The sequence below is a fragment of the Kordiimonas lipolytica genome, from assembly GCF_042651265.1.
Taxonomy (GTDB): Bacteria; Pseudomonadota; Alphaproteobacteria; order Sphingomonadales; family Kordiimonadaceae; genus Kordiimonas; species Kordiimonas lipolytica.
Genome location: NZ_JBHSCR010000001.1, coordinates 112,276 through 126,182, shown reverse-complemented (window position 1 = coordinate 126,182; position 13,907 = coordinate 112,276). Strand labels below are relative to the sequence as shown.

The 13,907-nt window shown below is 58.4% G+C and carries 14 protein-coding genes; 6 read left to right on the top strand and 8 right to left on the bottom strand.

The window, feature by feature from the left end; genetic code table 11:
- The first annotated feature begins 18 nt into the window (after nt 1–18).
- The 3 genes from ACFO5Q_RS00580 to ACFO5Q_RS00570 all read left to right on the top strand — a co-directional run bounded on the left by ACFO5Q_RS00580 (nt 19) and on the right by ACFO5Q_RS00570 (nt 3,393).
- Complete coding sequence (locus tag ACFO5Q_RS00580) at nt 19–312, top strand: hypothetical protein (RefSeq protein WP_068150664.1); 294 nt, start codon at nt 19–21, stop codon at nt 310–312.
- A 153-nt stretch (nt 313–465) separates the two neighbouring features.
- A complete protein-coding gene (locus ACFO5Q_RS00575) occupies nt 466–2,043 on the top strand; it encodes a SulP family inorganic anion transporter (RefSeq protein ID WP_068150662.1) in 1,578 nt (525 codons plus the stop codon).
- A 135-nt stretch (nt 2,044–2,178) separates the two neighbouring features.
- Nucleotides 2,179–3,393 carry a M24 family metallopeptidase gene (locus ACFO5Q_RS00570; protein ID WP_068150659.1) on the top strand — a complete coding sequence of 405 codons (1,215 nt, stop codon included), beginning with the start codon at nt 2,179–2,181 and terminating at the stop codon, nt 3,391–3,393.
- Nucleotides 3,394–3,398: 5 nt separating this feature from the next.
- Here the strand turns inward: ACFO5Q_RS00570 and ACFO5Q_RS00565 are convergent, their stop codons facing one another.
- Genes ACFO5Q_RS00565 through ACFO5Q_RS00555 form a run of 3 tightly spaced genes read right to left on the bottom strand, consistent with a single transcriptional unit; the run spans nt 3,399 to nt 6,095 of the window.
- Nucleotides 3,399–3,899 carry a SixA phosphatase family protein gene (locus ACFO5Q_RS00565; protein ID WP_068150656.1) on the bottom strand — a complete coding sequence of 167 codons (501 nt, stop codon included), beginning with the start codon at nt 3,897–3,899 and terminating at the stop codon, nt 3,399–3,401.
- 8 nt (nt 3,900–3,907) lie between these two features.
- Nucleotides 3,908–4,807, bottom strand: coding sequence for an alpha/beta hydrolase family protein (locus ACFO5Q_RS00560; RefSeq protein WP_082720011.1), 900 nt, complete (start codon nt 4,805–4,807; stop codon nt 3,908–3,910).
- A gap of 55 nt (nt 4,808–4,862) precedes the next feature.
- Nucleotides 4,863–6,095, bottom strand: coding sequence for a TIGR03862 family flavoprotein (locus ACFO5Q_RS00555; RefSeq protein WP_068150649.1), 1,233 nt, complete (start codon nt 6,093–6,095; stop codon nt 4,863–4,865).
- 233 nt (nt 6,096–6,328) lie between these two features.
- Here ACFO5Q_RS00555 and ACFO5Q_RS00550 point away from each other — a divergent pair, with 233 nt between their 5' ends.
- Nucleotides 6,329–7,042, top strand: coding sequence for a TonB family protein (locus ACFO5Q_RS00550; RefSeq protein WP_068150647.1), 714 nt, complete (start codon nt 6,329–6,331; stop codon nt 7,040–7,042).
- 69 nt (nt 7,043–7,111) lie between these two features.
- Here ACFO5Q_RS00550 and ACFO5Q_RS00545 read toward each other — a convergent pair whose 3' ends face one another.
- From ACFO5Q_RS00545 to ACFO5Q_RS00530, 4 genes are all read right to left on the bottom strand, one after another.
- Entirely contained in the window at nt 7,112–8,362 is a 1,251-nt protein-coding gene (locus ACFO5Q_RS00545; protein WP_082720010.1) for a type III PLP-dependent enzyme, read from the bottom strand.
- A gap of 109 nt (nt 8,363–8,471) precedes the next feature.
- Nucleotides 8,472–8,615 carry a hypothetical protein gene (locus ACFO5Q_RS00540; protein ID WP_156432027.1) on the bottom strand — a complete coding sequence of 48 codons (144 nt, stop codon included), beginning with the start codon at nt 8,613–8,615 and terminating at the stop codon, nt 8,472–8,474.
- A gap of 202 nt (nt 8,616–8,817) precedes the next feature.
- Complete coding sequence (gene rluA / locus ACFO5Q_RS00535; protein ID WP_068150645.1) at nt 8,818–9,477, bottom strand: bifunctional tRNA pseudouridine(32) synthase/23S rRNA pseudouridine(746) synthase RluA; 660 nt, start codon at nt 9,475–9,477, stop codon at nt 8,818–8,820.
- Nucleotides 9,477–10,016, bottom strand: a complete 540-nt coding sequence (locus tag ACFO5Q_RS00530) for a GNAT family N-acetyltransferase (RefSeq protein WP_068150642.1) — start codon at nt 10,014–10,016, stop codon at nt 9,477–9,479. The genes rluA and ACFO5Q_RS00530 overlap by 1 nt, the downstream gene beginning before the upstream one ends.
- Before the next feature lie 162 nt (nt 10,017–10,178).
- Between ACFO5Q_RS00530 and ACFO5Q_RS00525 the strand changes: the two genes are divergently transcribed.
- Both ACFO5Q_RS00525 and ACFO5Q_RS00520 read left to right on the top strand, forming a co-directional pair.
- Nucleotides 10,179–11,888 carry a formate--tetrahydrofolate ligase gene (locus ACFO5Q_RS00525; protein WP_068150637.1) on the top strand — a complete coding sequence of 570 codons (1,710 nt, stop codon included), beginning with the start codon at nt 10,179–10,181 and terminating at the stop codon, nt 11,886–11,888.
- Nucleotides 11,889–11,914: 26 nt separating this feature from the next.
- The gene (locus ACFO5Q_RS00520; protein ID WP_068150634.1) at nt 11,915–12,136 is read left to right on the top strand and encodes a SlyX family protein; all 222 of its coding nucleotides are present in this window, start codon (nt 11,915–11,917) and stop codon (nt 12,134–12,136) included.
- Here ACFO5Q_RS00520 and ACFO5Q_RS00515 read toward each other — a convergent pair.
- Complete coding sequence (locus tag ACFO5Q_RS00515) at nt 12,133–13,842, bottom strand: monovalent cation:proton antiporter-2 (CPA2) family protein (protein ID WP_068150631.1); 1,710 nt, start codon at nt 13,840–13,842, stop codon at nt 12,133–12,135. The genes ACFO5Q_RS00520 and ACFO5Q_RS00515 overlap by 4 nt on opposite strands.
- Nucleotides 13,843–13,907 lie beyond the last annotated feature (65 nt).

Genomic DNA, 13,907 nt, shown 5'->3' with positions numbered 1-13,907 from the left:
AACTGATGCGAGAGAGATATGCCCAGAAAATTGACTGTCACAGTGCTGAAGGATGAACAACCGTTCCTGAACGGCACCTTCGATGTGAAGGATGAGGACTATCCGGTTATCGTGAACCTTCTAAAGGAAGTGGAGATGACCCATGGCCAGGCGGCGTCTATGCTGTCGGGCTATATGCATGCCGGCGACGTGGGCCAGGTGACCGCCGAGATGGGCAAATTGGCGATGCTGGCGGTGGTCTATATGCTGGAAGCTGGTGAGACGGAGATCGAGATTCCGCTCGAGACCGGCACGGACACACCGAACGCCTAACAGAAATTTCATCTTTTAAGGCCATGCTCTGGCCCCACAAAGCTTGCTTTTCCGGGCGAAATAGCCCAGAAGGCACGCTCAATTTTGCGCGGGGCTGTGTTTTTTGACGCCCAATGCTCCGCAACAGATGCATCCAACGTGTAAGGAAATCCCGTGCAGTCGACGGTAACAAAGAAGGCCAGCCTGGCCGATATCTTCACCCCAGAGCGCATCAAGACCGAGGTGCTTTCGGGCCTGACGGTGGCGCTTGCGCTGGTGCCGGAAGCGGTGGCTTTCGCCTTTGTTGCCCACGTTCACCCGCTTGTCGGCCTTTATGCTGCCTTTATCGTCGGCCTCGTGACAGCGCTTTTTGGCGGTCGTCCGGGGATGATCTCCGGCGCTACCGGGGCACTCGCGGTTGTGATGGTGTCGTTGGTGGTTACCCACGGCGTGGAATATCTGTTCGCCACCGTGATCCTGATGGGCATTCTTCAGGTGTTTGCGGGTATTGCCAGACTTGGCAAGTTTATTCGCATGGTGCCGTATCCGGTGATGCTTGGGTTTGTGAATGGTCTGGCGATCGTGATCTTCCTGGCGCAGCTTGGCCAGTTCAAGGTGCCTGGCCCGGAAGACACCAAAGTGTGGATGGAAGGCAGCCAGCTTTACCTGATGCTGGGCCTGACGGGCTTGACGATGGCGCTGATTGTGCTGTCGGGCAGGTTCATCAGATTCCTGCCGGCGCCCCTTGTGGGTATTCTGGCCGTGTCTGGCCTGGTGATTGGGCTGGACCTTGATGTCCGCACAGTAGGCGACATGGCCTCCATCGCAGGCGGTCTGCCAGATTTCCACATCCCTAATGTACCGTTCGATCTTGAAACGCTGGGGATCATATTCCCGTATGCGCTGATCCTTGCGGCCATCGGCCTGATCGAATCACTGCTGACGCTGAACCTTGTGGCAGAAATTACCGAAACCAAGGGCGGCGCCAGCCAGGAATGTGCGGCGCAGGGTGCGGCTAACATCGTCACCGGCTTCTTTGGCGGCATGGGCGGTTGCGCCATGATCGGCCAGAGCATGATCAATGTGGAATCGGGCGGGCGCACGCGCCTGTCTTCCAGTTCCGCTGCGCTGTTTCTTCTGGCGTTCATCCTGTTCGCCAGCGGCCTGATTGAGCAGATACCGCTCGCAGCACTCGTGGGCGTGATGTTCATGGTGGTGATCGCAACCTTCGCCTGGTCCAGTCTCAGGATCATGCACAAGATCCCGAAATCCGATGCTTTCGTACTGGTTCTTGTGTCTGCCGTTACGGTTGTCAGCGACCTCGCCATGGCCGTTGTGGTGGGTGTGATTGTTGCGGCGCTGGTGTTTGCCTGGAAAAGCTCAACCCGGATTGTGGCGCGCGTGGAACAGGATGCCAAGGGCCGCAAGGTCTACCGCCTTTCAGGCCCGCTGTTCTTCGGTTCGGTTGAAAGTTTCAATGAGCTGTTTGACCCCAAGACAGACCCTGACCGTGTCATCGTTGATTTCGCCGAAACACGGGTGCTGGATCATTCGGGCCTGCAGGCTATTGATGCTCTTGCCGAACGCTACAAGCGCGCGGATCGCACGCTTCGGCTTGTGCACCTGTCGTCTGACTGCAAGGCGCTTCTGAAGAAAGCAGGCACCATGGTCAAGGCCAGCCACGAGGAAGATCCCATCTATGGTGTCGCGGTGGACTATGGCGAGCAGTTGACCAAAACAGCAAACTGGTAAAGAAAATCCAGGGCCCGCGCGGCCCTGTTTTTTTGCCTCAATATCCCTCAAAAAATTGTATACAATTTTCTTTCTTTGCGGGCAAAAGCTGGTAGGCTGCGCGCAAATGAAACGCGTGTAATGCGAGGGACAGCAATGACAATCGGCGTAGGTGGCTCAACGGCTCAGGAAGAACTGGCGAAACTTTCAGACATGACGGCGGGCATCTCCCCCATAGGCAGGGGCGAGTTTGAAGCCCGGCTCCAGAAAGCACGCACGCTGATGATGTCTGAAGGCCTTGAGGCTGTGTTTTTGAACGCGGGCACGAACCTCTATTATTTCACCGGTACGCGCTGGTACGCGAGCGAACGGCTGGTGGGTGCGATCGTGACAAAGGACGCGCTGCATTATATCTGCCCGGCGTTCGAGATTGATACCGTGAAGGATTTCATGGGTATTGAAGGCGAGATACACGGCTGGGAAGAACATGAAAGCCCCTATGAGCTATTTGGTGAAGTGCTGGCATCGCTTGGCATTCGGGGCGGCCAGATGGGCATTGACGAAAGCACCAGCTTTGCCATGACCAACGGCATTCGCCTGGCGCATCCGGGTTATGACTATGTAGACGCCAAGCCGGTAACGGCCGGGTGCCGAACGCGGAAGTCAAAGGCCGAGATTGCGCTCATCAAACGTGCGATGGAAATGACCATTGAGGTCCACAAGGCCGCCGCCCGCATCCTGCATGAAGGCATCACCACAGCTGAAGTGAAAGAGTTCATCCACGAAGCGCACAAGCGTGTGGGGGCGCCCAAAGGCAGCTATTTCGTGATCGTGCTGTTTGGCAAAGCCACCAGCTTCCCTCACGGTGTGAGCTATGAGCAGACGCTTCAGCTTGGCGACACGGTGCTGATCGACACCGGCTGCCAGCTGCATGATTATATCTCTGATATCACCCGCACCTATGTATTTGGTGAGCCGAACGCCAAGCAGCGCGAGGTTTGGAATATTGAAAAGGCCGCACAGGCAGCAGCCTTCGAGGCAGCCCAGCTTGGCACGCCCTGTGGTGACGTGGACACTGCTGCGCGGGCCTACGTGGAAAGCAAAGGCTATGGCCCGGGTTACAAGACGCCGGGTGTGCCGCACCGCACAGGCCACGGCATCGGGCTGGATATCCACGAATGGCCCTATCTGGTGAAAAGCGACCGCACGCCGCTTGATGTGGGCATGACATTCTCAAACGAGCCGATGATGGTGATCGACGGTGAATTCGGTGTCCGCCTTGAGGACCATTTCTATATGGACACGGATGGCCCGAAATGGTTCACCACGCCAAGCCACAGCATCGATGACCCGTTCGGGCTGGAAGCCTAGGCACCCTATGGTGTGCGTGGTTCGCTGTAGGTAAGGCGGTAGGATGCAGTGCCGCCCGCGCTGATGGTCACGATATAAATCCGGTCATACTGATCTTCGGTCAGCTCGCCCAATGGTTCACCGACAAGATGGCCAACCAGTTCAGGCGTTGTGTTGCTGTGGCCGGTTACCAGAATGACACCCGTTTCTTTTTTTAGCTGTTCGGCGAAAGCCTCAAGCGCGCGCGGATCATATAGGCTGATCTCCACGCCAGCATGTTCCGCTGCGGGGGCTGCCGTCTGTCGGGTGCGTTTATAGTCGGTGGAATAGATTTTCGTCACGCCTTTGTCCGCCAGAAATTCGGCGATCCATGCAGCGCGGGCCTGGCCTTCATCAGTGAGATTAGGATCACGGGTGCCGTCCGACGCCTTTTCCGCATGGCGGACCAGATAGATTGTGGCGTCGGCCAGTGCCGCAGGCGTCACGGCAATCAGGGCAACAATTAAAAGGGCAAAAATTCGGAGCATATCAGGTCCTATCTACAGTGTTCTGACATCCAGTTTGTAACAGTGGTGTTGAAAGCGATACGGGTCCAGGCAAAGCCGTGGTCGCCGTCCATCACCACATGACGGAACGGTTTGGCGCCCCCAGCTTTCGCGGCGTCCGCCAGGGCTTGCTGGCCTTCAGGCGGCACGACCACATCCCCTTCGGCCGTCACGATCATCAGGGCGCGGCCCTTGAAAGCAGCCATTTTGGACTGCAGGTCAAAGGCCTCTCTGTCGGCATCCGTTTCCTTTATCAGGTCGGCGAAGCTATAATTCTTCAGGCCGGGCACGGGCGTGTTTGCGCCGGCACTGACCACAATGTTGGGATCTGCATTTTCCACAAAATTCACCATGTCCGCCGGGGCCGCTGCGACGGTGCAGGCAAGACCCGTGTCAGCCGCACCGTTCAGGATTGCATTGAAGCCGCCCAGGCTGTGGCCAAACAGGCTGACGCGCGTGGGGTCAACCCTGTCCTTGCCCGCTTCGCCCTGTGCCCGCACATAGGCAACAGCGGCCTTCGCATCCGCCACCACGTTCGCGAGATGGTAATCACCGCCAGAGCCCCAGGCCCCGCGATAATGGAAATACAGCACATTGAACCCGGCCCGGCGCAGCATCTGGGCGGTGTCCAAATTCTTTTCATTGCCGGGGAAGCCGTGCAGCATCACCACCGTTGGGTGCGGCCCCGCACCACCCGCCAGATACATATGGCCGTTCATCATGGCGCCCGCCGATGGGATCTGCAGCTCCACCATGCCGGGCGGGTTTTCACGGTCTATGGTTGCCGGGTCGCTCAAAAGCGGGTCGGTGTCTGCCACGGCAGGTACTGAAAGTGCCGCAAGCAGGCCAAGGATAATGCGCATGAGGATTGCCCCCTTTGGTTCGGTCATGTCCGATGTCTGAAGGCAAGTTAAGGGGCAAGCGCGGGGGTGTGTCAATCAACAGTTAGGTGCTGTGGGTGTTCAGCCAGTTCATCACACCGGCTGCTGCCTGCTTCCCTTGTGCGAAACAGGCAGTCAACAGGTAGCCACCCGTGGGGGCTTCCCAGTCCACCATTTCACCGGCGCAGAAGACACCGGGCAGCGCCCTCAGCATCAGATGGTCGTCCAGTTCCTCGAACGCCACGCCGCCAGCCACGCTGATGGCTTCCTCAATGGGTCGGGTGCTCTGAAGCACAAGCGGCAGTGCTTTGATACTGGCCGCCAGCTTTTCAGGGTCAGCAAACTCGTCCGCGGAGAGGCATTCGCGCAAGAGGCCCGCCTTCACGCCAGTTAGCCCGGTTGCCTTCTTGATATGGGTGGCCATCGATTTCTTGCCGCGAGGTTTCAAGAGGGCGCTTTTCAGTTGCTCTACGGTTCGGTCTGGGGTCAGGTCAACCGTCAAAGCCACCGGTCCAACTTCCTCGATCGTGTCGCGGATGGCGGTGGATAGGGCATAGACGGCGCTACCTTCCACCCCGTGCCTGGAGACAACAAAGTCGCCTTTTGTGGTTTGGCATTCAAACGAGAGGATGGTGTTCTTCACTGGCTCGCCCTCGAATCTGTCGCGGAAATGATCGCTCCAGTTTACATTGAAGCCGCAGTTGGCAGGCCGGAACGGTGTGACATGCACGCCGCGGTCCTTGAGGTACGGGACCCACGACCCGTCTGACCCAAGCCGTGGCCAGCTCACCCCGCCAAGCGCCAAGATCACCGTATTGGCCCTGACCAACACTTCCCCTTCTGGCGTTTGCATACGCAGGCGACCATCTTCCGCCCATCCGATCCAGCGGTGGAGGGTCTTGAGAACGGCGTGACCGTCCTTGAGGCGCGTCAGCCATGCGCGTAAGAGCGGCGATGCCTTGAAGGCGGTGGGGAAAATGCGGCCCGAGCTGCCGACGAAGGTTTCGGTGTCCAGGCCCTTGGCCCAGTCGCGGATGGCCCAGCTGTTGAAGCCGCGGATGGCATCCCCTAGCCGGTCTTCCCCCGCGCCGTATCGCTTCAGGAATGCCTGAATGGGTTCAGAGTGCGACAGGTTGAGGCCGGACTTGCCCGCCATCAGGAACTTCCGCGCGGGCGTGGGCATGGCGTCATAGATAACAGGAGTGATGCCGGCCGCGATCAGGTCTTCCGCTGCCATCAGGCCAGCAGGCCCGGCGCCAATGATGGCAACGTCCACTTGTTCCTCTGATGGTGTCACGGCGCATTTCCCCAGGTGGTCCAATCTCGCCCGGACACTAGAGCTTATGTCCGCCCCAGGCAAGCTGGTTTGAGGTGGTCATTTGACGCATGGCTTGTATGCGCGGGTCACCATTTTTTCACATAAGTGCGATCATGTTGAAATGGACCGCAGGGCATTTAGACAGCGCGCACAAAGCGCCAGAATTTTACCTCCCCCAGGAGTCTTCCACAGGTGTTTTTTAGGAGCAGACAATGCCTCGTTCTTTTTTGAAATCCGCTACCCTTGCGGCACTGATGATGGCGTCAATCACCGTGCCGGTTTTTGCTGCCGATACCCTTGAAGGCTGGGCTGACGATGTCCGCCAGGAATTTGCAGCCAAGCAGCGCTACCCACGCCGTGCCCGCCAGGCCAATGCCGAAGGGACGGTCAAGGTTCGCGTGCGCGTGTCGGCGTCAGGCGCTGTCAATGGGTTCGAAATTGTTGAGCGCTCCGGCAACGAATATCTCGACGCTGAAGCGCTTGACCTGATCGCCCGCGTTGACCCACTGCCTGCCGTACCGGGTGCCCGCGACGAACAGTCTTTCGTGATTCCGCTGAACTTCCGCCTGACTGATGTCGCCATGTCGGCGGACCGGGTGACAGTTGAACAGCCGTCGGATGCGATGGCCGAATGGCAGATGAAGGCGAAGCGCCAAGTGGCGTTGAAGCAATCATATCCCCAGTATCTGATCAACCGGGGTGTTGAAGGCAGCGTGAAGCTGCGCGTCGACATTGCGGCGAACGGCCTGGTGACTGATGCCCGCCTGCTGAAGTCTTCCGGCAACGAAGAACTGGACGAAGAGGCGCTTCTGATGGCGGGTGACCTGCGCCTTCCGCAGCTGCCTGAAGGCAAGGAAAGCTTCACGCTTGTGCTGCCGCTCAAGTATGAGATCGCAGCCGAGCGCACCAATTACGCCCGCCGCTAAGGCAGGTAACGAGAGACGTGAAGAGGCGGCTAGTTGGCCGCCTCTTCAGTATTTGGGGTCTGCCAAAGCTTAGGCAATCAGGGTCGGTGCAGCCACAAGGGTGGGCACTGAAACGCTGGTTGAAATGTCTTTTTCACGTGAAATAGCAACCATCGTTTCGGAATAGAAACCATTGAAGCGCGCTTGCATCGTGTGGCCATATGCGCCCAGGTGCTCGAAGATCACCCAGTCGCCCTCTGCCACGTCTGCTGGCAGCGGGAAGGGGCCTTCCATCTTGTCGCAGCTGTCGCAGGTTGGACCGAAGCAGCGGTAGAAGCTGGTCTCGTCCAGAAGGGCGCGATCATCGGCGGTGATGAGCGACAGCGGGAATGGCCACTCTGGCACACCCGCATCGAACAGCGCGCCATAGGTGCCGTCGTTCAGGTACAGGTCAGTGCCTTTGCGGAGCTCCACACGGGCGGCGACGGCGCCGGATTCGGCGACGAGCGCACGGCCGGGCTCGCACAGGGTCTCTGCGTCTTTAAACCCGTGCATGTCGAGCGCGCTGTGGATGGTCTGGAAATAGTTGTCTAGTGCCGGGGGCTCCATGCCTGGATAAGCTACAGGGAAGCCGCCGCCGACGTCGATCACGTCCAGCTTGATGCCGGCGTGGCGCACCACGGCCGCTGCCTGCAGGATCGCTTCCGAGAAAGCGCCAGGACGCATGCATTGGCTGCCAACATGGAAGCTGACACCAAGGCGCTTGGCTACCTGACGGGCGCGGCTGAGCAGCATCGGCGCCATATCAAGTGGCGCACCGAACTTGCCGGAAAGCTCATAGGCGGCACCTTTGGCGGACACACCAAGGCGCAGGAACAGTTCCAGGTCTTCGGCATAGCCAGTTTCTTCGAGGATCTTGTTCAGCTCATCCATGTGGTCGAATGCGAAGGCACGCACACCCATCATGTAGGCGCGGCTGATGGCCTGACGGCTCTTGATCGGGTGCATGAAGTAAAGCTTCGCGTCTGGCAGCAGGCCGGAGACGAGCTCAACCTCGCGGATAGAGGCCACGTCGAAATCGCGCACACCTTCAGCCCACAGGGTTTTCAGCACTTCCGCGTGTGGGTTTGCTTTCACGGCATACATGGATCGTCCACGAAATCCGGTCAGGAATTCGGCTGCCTTATCTTTCAGTACGTCCGGGAAGAACAGATGCACGCTGTCGTTCGATGCCTCGGCTTCGATGGCACCGCGAATGGAAGAATAGCAATTCAGAGCTCCATACTGTCCGCGAAAATCTTCTGATGGGGACGATGGACGTACAATTTCCAATACCTGCATTGGCCTGGATTCCTTCACTCAAGAGGAAAAAAGCACATGACCCTTAAGGAAACAGCTCCAAGGGTCTTAGACAGGGCCGCCAGCGCATTGCCGGCGTTTGGCGCATCCGTTAGCGATGCGCGGAAATATGGAAAAGTTTCAGCACGACTGAAAAATAGTCGTACATGTCGGCCGACATAAACAGCCGGTTGGCTTCGAATTCATGGGATGCAGACAGTTGCTGCAGCGCCTCTTTGCGTGCGGTACGGATCATTCCGGCAAACCCCTCGATCAACTTTGACCGGTAGTGGCCGGCCCCAATCAACAAAGGACGATTTGCGTCGTTACCCGTACATGGCTGCCGGAAGCCTGATGGCTTGTTGCCCGGGAGTCGTGGCACGTGCGCTTTTTACGTCTGGCGGCGTAAATGATGTTTTTTGACTGTGATTGCAAGCGTTTTTTTGAGCGTCGCATTTTTAGAAGGGAACAGGCGCCTCAAAGGTGAGCATTTCTGCCGTTTCAGGGTGCCTGAGTGTTAGCGTTTTTGCATGCAGTTGCAGGCGCGGTGCGGCCTCAAGTGCCTCACCTTCAGCATATAAATTGTCACCCAGAATCGGATGGCCGAGGCTGAGCATATGAACCCGAAGCTGGTGCGACCGTCCGGTGACGGGATAGAGCGCCACACGGGTGGCGTTTTCTTCGCGTTCGATCACTTTGTATCGGGTCAGGGACTTCCGGCCGGTCTCGAAACAGACCTTCTGCTTCGGCCGGTTTGGGTAATCGAACACAAGCGGCAGGTTCACTTCGCCCTCATCGGCGCCCATCTGGCCATAGACGCGGGCCTCGTATGTTTTTTCTGTCAGCCGGTCTTCGAACTGGCGCCCCAGATTTCTCAGCGCATCCATGTGCCGCGCCATGATGATGACGCCCGAGGTTTCCATATCCAGCCGGTGGACGGTGCGGGCGCCTGTGAACTGGGCCTGCGCCCTGGTGGCCAGGCAGTCCTGCTTTTCCTCCGTACGCCCGGGCACGGACAAAAGCCCTGCGGGCTTGTTCAGCACCAGGATATCATCATCTTCGAACAGGATATCGAGCCAGGGCTCAAGGGGAGGATTATAGGGACGGAGCAAGACCATCAGACCAGTGACTTTTCCATTTTTATAAGCGGTACATTGACGCCCAGAGACGTCGGGACCTCTTCATACACGACAGGCGAATATCCGCAAACCTTATAGAGCGGCTCGCCAGACAGGGTGGCCATCAGCTGGCAGGTCCTGAAGCCTTCTTCACGAGCCTTGCCTTCACACAGTTCCATAATCATGCGGCCAATGCCCTGGCGGGCCCAGCCGGGGTGGGTATACATGGCGCGAATGCGGGCGGCTTCGGTTTCCGGGTCAAGAAGGCGCGGATTGCGTCCCTTCGTGTGGTTGGCGCCATAGAGCGTTTCACGCCGGGACCAGCCGCCGCAGCCGACTATCTCACCCTCGCACTCAATCGCATAATAGGTGCCGTCTTCAATAAGCTGCGTGTCCATGCCCATCAGCTCATAGGAGGCCTGGACCTGCTCTGGCGTCAGGAAGCCGTCCTGCAGCTTGCCAATGGAGGCATTCATGATGCTGGTCAGCACGGGGATATCGTCTTTTGTGGCCACGCGGTGCGTGAATTTATGGGTCATGGGTCAGTCACTCTGGTTGATTTGTGTCACTATGTGGTGCGCGCCTTGTGTCTGTCCAATGAAAATGCTCCCCTGAATTGACAGCCCTGCACACAGCCACCATAGTTTCCTGAGAGGGACAACAGGGCGCCAAAGAGTGCCAAAAAACGGGAAGGATTTGAGGTGGCTAGCCAACCTTCAGACCAACACGCACATCCAAAATCTGATATTGAAATCGCCCAGGCCGCCAGCATGCGGCCGATCATGGACGTGGCAAAAGACAAACTCGGGATTGAGGCCACAGACCTTGAACCCTATGGCCACTATAAGGCCAAGCTGTCACTTGACTATATCGACAGCCTTGAAAACCACCCTGACGGCAAGCTCATTCTTGTAACGGCCGTAACGCCGACGCCAGCGGGCGAGGGCAAGACCACCACCACCGTGGGCCTTGGTGACGCGCTCAACCGTATCGGCAAGAAGGCCATGATGTGCCTGCGCGAACCCAGCCTTGGTCCCTGCTTCGGAATGAAGGGAGGCGCGGCCGGCGGCGGTTACGCCCAGGTGGTGCCCATGGAGGATATCAACCTTCATTTCACCGGCGACTTTCACGCCATTGGTGCTGCGAACAACCTCCTGGCCGCGCTGATCGACAACCATGTCTACTGGCGGCAGAACGATGAAACGGGGCTTGATAACCGGCGCATCACCTGGCGTCGGGCGCTCGATATGAACGACCGGTCTTTGAGGCAGATCACAACGTCGCTAGGCGGTGTGGCAAACGGCGCGCCGCGCGAGGCTGGGTTTGATATCACCGTTGCATCAGAGGTGATGGCGATCCTGTGCCTGGCGAAGGACCTCAAGGATCTGGAACGGCGTTTGGGCAATGTGATCATTGGCTTCACGCGCGACCGCAAGCCGGTTCTGGCGCGAGAGATCAATGCCCAGGGTGCGATGACGGCGCTTCTGAAGGACGCCATGAAGCCCAATCTTGTTCAGACGCTTGAAGGCAACCCGGCGTTTGTCCATGGCGGGCCGTTCGCCAACATCGCCCACGGCTGCAACACGCTTATCGCCACCAAGACAGCCCTGAAGCTGGCGGATTATGTGGTCACCGAGGCCGGGTTCGGCGCTGACCTGGGGGCAGAGAAATTCTTCGACATCAAGTGCCGCAAGGGTGGCCTCAAGCCCGATGCTGCAGTGCTGGTGGCCACAATCCGCGCGCTCAAGATGCATGGCGGCGTGGCGAAGGATGACTTGAAAACGGAAAACCTGGATGCGCTGGAAAAGGGCTGCGTGAACCTTGAGCGTCACATCCGAAACCTGAAGCGCTTTGGCGTGAAGGTGGTGGTGGGCATCAACCGTTTCTCGGCAGACACCCCTGCGGAGATGGAACTCGTTCGTAAAAAATGCGCCTCGCTTGGCGTCACGGCGGTTGAAAGCGATCACTGGGCTGAGGGCGGCGCGGGTGCCGAAGAGCTCGCACGCCAGGTTGTGGAAGCAGCAGAAAGCGGCGAGAGCGATTTCAAACCGCTCTACGGTGACAACACGTCGCTCTGGAACAAGATCCAGACCATCGCGACGGACCTTTATGGCGCCAGCGAAATCATCGCCGACAAGAAAGTTCGAGGCCAGATCAGGGACCTGGAGGCCGATTATGGTCATTTCCCGGTCTGTATTGCGAAAACGCAGTATAGCTTTTCCACCGATCCGGACTATAAAGGCGCTCCCACGGGGCACGTGGTGCCAGTCCGCGAAGTACGCCTGAGCGCGGGGGCAGAGTTCCTAGTGGTGATCTGCGGTGACATCATGACCATGCCGGGCCTGCCGCGAGTGCCATCCGCCAACGCCATCCATGTGGACGACAAGGGCCGTGTTGCGGGGCTTTTCTAGGCCCGCCGATTTAGGAGGACTTAAACATGGCTGATGAAGCCAACCTGGGCACCCGCCTTGATGATCTTGAGGTCAAGTTCGCGTTCCAGCAGGAAACGATCGAGACGCTGAACAGCACAGTGACCGACCAGTGGGCGGAGATCGACCGGCTAAAGCGGATGCTGTCGCAGCTGCAGGGCCAGATCGCGGACCTTGAAGATACCCAGGGGCCGGCAGACCCAGGTAATATCAAGCCGCCGCATTACTAGGCCTTGCTTGGGGTTTCCTCTTCTGGCGCGATGGCGCGGTAATCATCTGACCTGAGGGCAGTAACCACTGTCTGGATATCGGCTTCGTCAGCGTTCATGGCCCGGGCCACTTCAGCCCCCAGGCTGAGGCTGGCTTCAAGTGTTTCCGGCACCGCGTGCATAGCGCCCAGCTTCCGCAGTGCCTTGGCCGCTGTGTTGTTATGGGTGCGGACAAATATAGGCAGGGTGGGGCATTCGCGCTTGGCGCATACGATCATGCGCTCCGATGCCTTCGGGTCATCCACCGTAATTACCAGCATGGCAGCTTTACCTGCACCGACAGCGCGCAGAATTTCAGGCCGGGCAGCGTCGCCATAGATGGCTGTATGGCCTGCCTCTCTCGCGCGTTTTACGTGCTCGGGGTTAAGGTCCACGGCTGTGAACGGCAGTTCCAGGTCAGACAGTATGCGGGCGATTGTGTCGCCCACGCGGCCAAACCCGGCGATGACGATATGTTTCTTGTCGTCTTCCTGAGGTGCCACGGATGGAGGCGTGCCGGTATCGCGGGCTACACGCCGCGCCAGTCGTTCACCAAGCAGGAATAGAAGCGGTGTCGCGGCCATCGAAAGCGCAATCACGGCAGATAGCATTTCAACCAGTGGCCCTTCAAGCAGGCCTTCAAGCTGGGCATAGGTAAAGAGCACGAAGCCAAATTCGCCGGACTGCGCCAGAAGGGCCCCCACCTTGATGGCCTCTCCCAGCGGCTGTTTCATGACGCGCACAAGGCCTGTGATGATTACAGCCTTGATGGACAACAGGACCAGAAGTCCGATAAGGATCAGCCCCGTCTGGTCCACCAGCGTGCTGATGTTGATGCCCATGCCCACAGACATGAAAAACAGTCCCAGAAGCAAACCGCGGAAGGGCTGTATGTCAACTTCCACCTGGTGGCGGAACTCCGATTCGGCCATCAACAGCCCTGCGATAAAGGCCCCCATAGCCATCGAAAGGCCAATGCTTTCCATCAGCCAGCCAAAGCCCAGCACCAGAAGCAGGGCAAAGCCTGTAAAGACTTCAGGTGTGCGCCCTGCAGCCACCAAGCGAAACAGCGGGTTGATCGCCAACCGACCGGCCATGATCACACCCGTGAGGATGGCCATTGTTTCAAGAAGGGCGATCCCGAACGACGCCCCGATGGTGGCATCCCCTTTTACCAAAATTGGTACCAGCGCCAGAAGCGGCACGACAGCCAGATCCTGCAAGAGCAGGATGGAAAACCCGGCGCGGCCCCACTGGCTTGAAAGCTGGTTCTTGGATGCCAGAAGCTGGATGCCGAAGGCGGTGCTGGAAAGCGCCAGGCCAAACCCGACCAGTGCGCTTTGTGCGGTGTCCAGCTGCAGGCCATACTGCACCACGCCCCACAGAACCACACCGGTTATCAGAAGCTGCGCGCTGCCAAGGCCGAAAACCTGTCGCCGCATCACCCAGAGGCGTGCCGGCTTGAGCTCAATCCCAATGAGGAACAACAGGAAAACCACACCAAACTCGCCAATGTGGGCGATCTGGGCCGGGTTCGTGATCAGGCCCAGTCCAGAAGGGCCGATCAGCATGCCGCCGACAAGATAGCCAAGGATGGCCCCAAGGCCCAAGCGACTGAAAATGGTGGCCGCGATCACGGCGACTGCCATCAGGCTGAGGATTTCGATGAGCATGGCGTTTTCGTGCATGGTCAGTTTGTCTTGCTCTTGAAGTCGTTAAACACGTTGTATTGTATCTGGTATGTGGCGTTTGT

Coding starts and splice junctions, on each gene's coding strand:
- ACFO5Q_RS00560 (WP_082720011.1), bottom strand. CDS start 4,807: ATGACCGAACCAAAGGGGGCAATCCTCATGCGCATTATCCTTGGCCTG.
- ACFO5Q_RS00515 (WP_068150631.1), bottom strand. CDS start 13,842: ATGCACGAAAACGCCATGCTCATCGAAATCCTCAGCCTGATGGCAGTC.
- ACFO5Q_RS00570 (WP_068150659.1), top strand. CDS start 2,179: ATGACAATCGGCGTAGGTGGCTCAACGGCTCAGGAAGAACTGGCGAAA.
- ACFO5Q_RS00580 (WP_068150664.1), top strand. CDS start 19: ATGCCCAGAAAATTGACTGTCACAGTGCTGAAGGATGAACAACCGTTC.
- ACFO5Q_RS00545 (WP_082720010.1), bottom strand. CDS start 8,362: ATGCAGGTATTGGAAATTGTACGTCCATCGTCCCCATCAGAAGATTTT.
- ACFO5Q_RS00565 (WP_068150656.1), bottom strand. CDS start 3,899: ATGCTCCGAATTTTTGCCCTTTTAATTGTTGCCCTGATTGCCGTGACG.
- ACFO5Q_RS00530 (WP_068150642.1), bottom strand. CDS start 10,016: ATGACCCATAAATTCACGCACCGCGTGGCCACAAAAGACGATATCCCC.
- ACFO5Q_RS00520 (WP_068150634.1), top strand. CDS start 11,915: ATGGCTGATGAAGCCAACCTGGGCACCCGCCTTGATGATCTTGAGGTC.
- rluA (WP_068150645.1), bottom strand. CDS start 9,477: ATGGTCTTGCTCCGTCCCTATAATCCTCCCCTTGAGCCCTGGCTCGAT.
- ACFO5Q_RS00550 (WP_068150647.1), top strand. CDS start 6,329: ATGCCTCGTTCTTTTTTGAAATCCGCTACCCTTGCGGCACTGATGATG.
- ACFO5Q_RS00540 (WP_156432027.1), bottom strand. CDS start 8,615: ATGATCCGTACCGCACGCAAAGAGGCGCTGCAGCAACTGTCTGCATCC.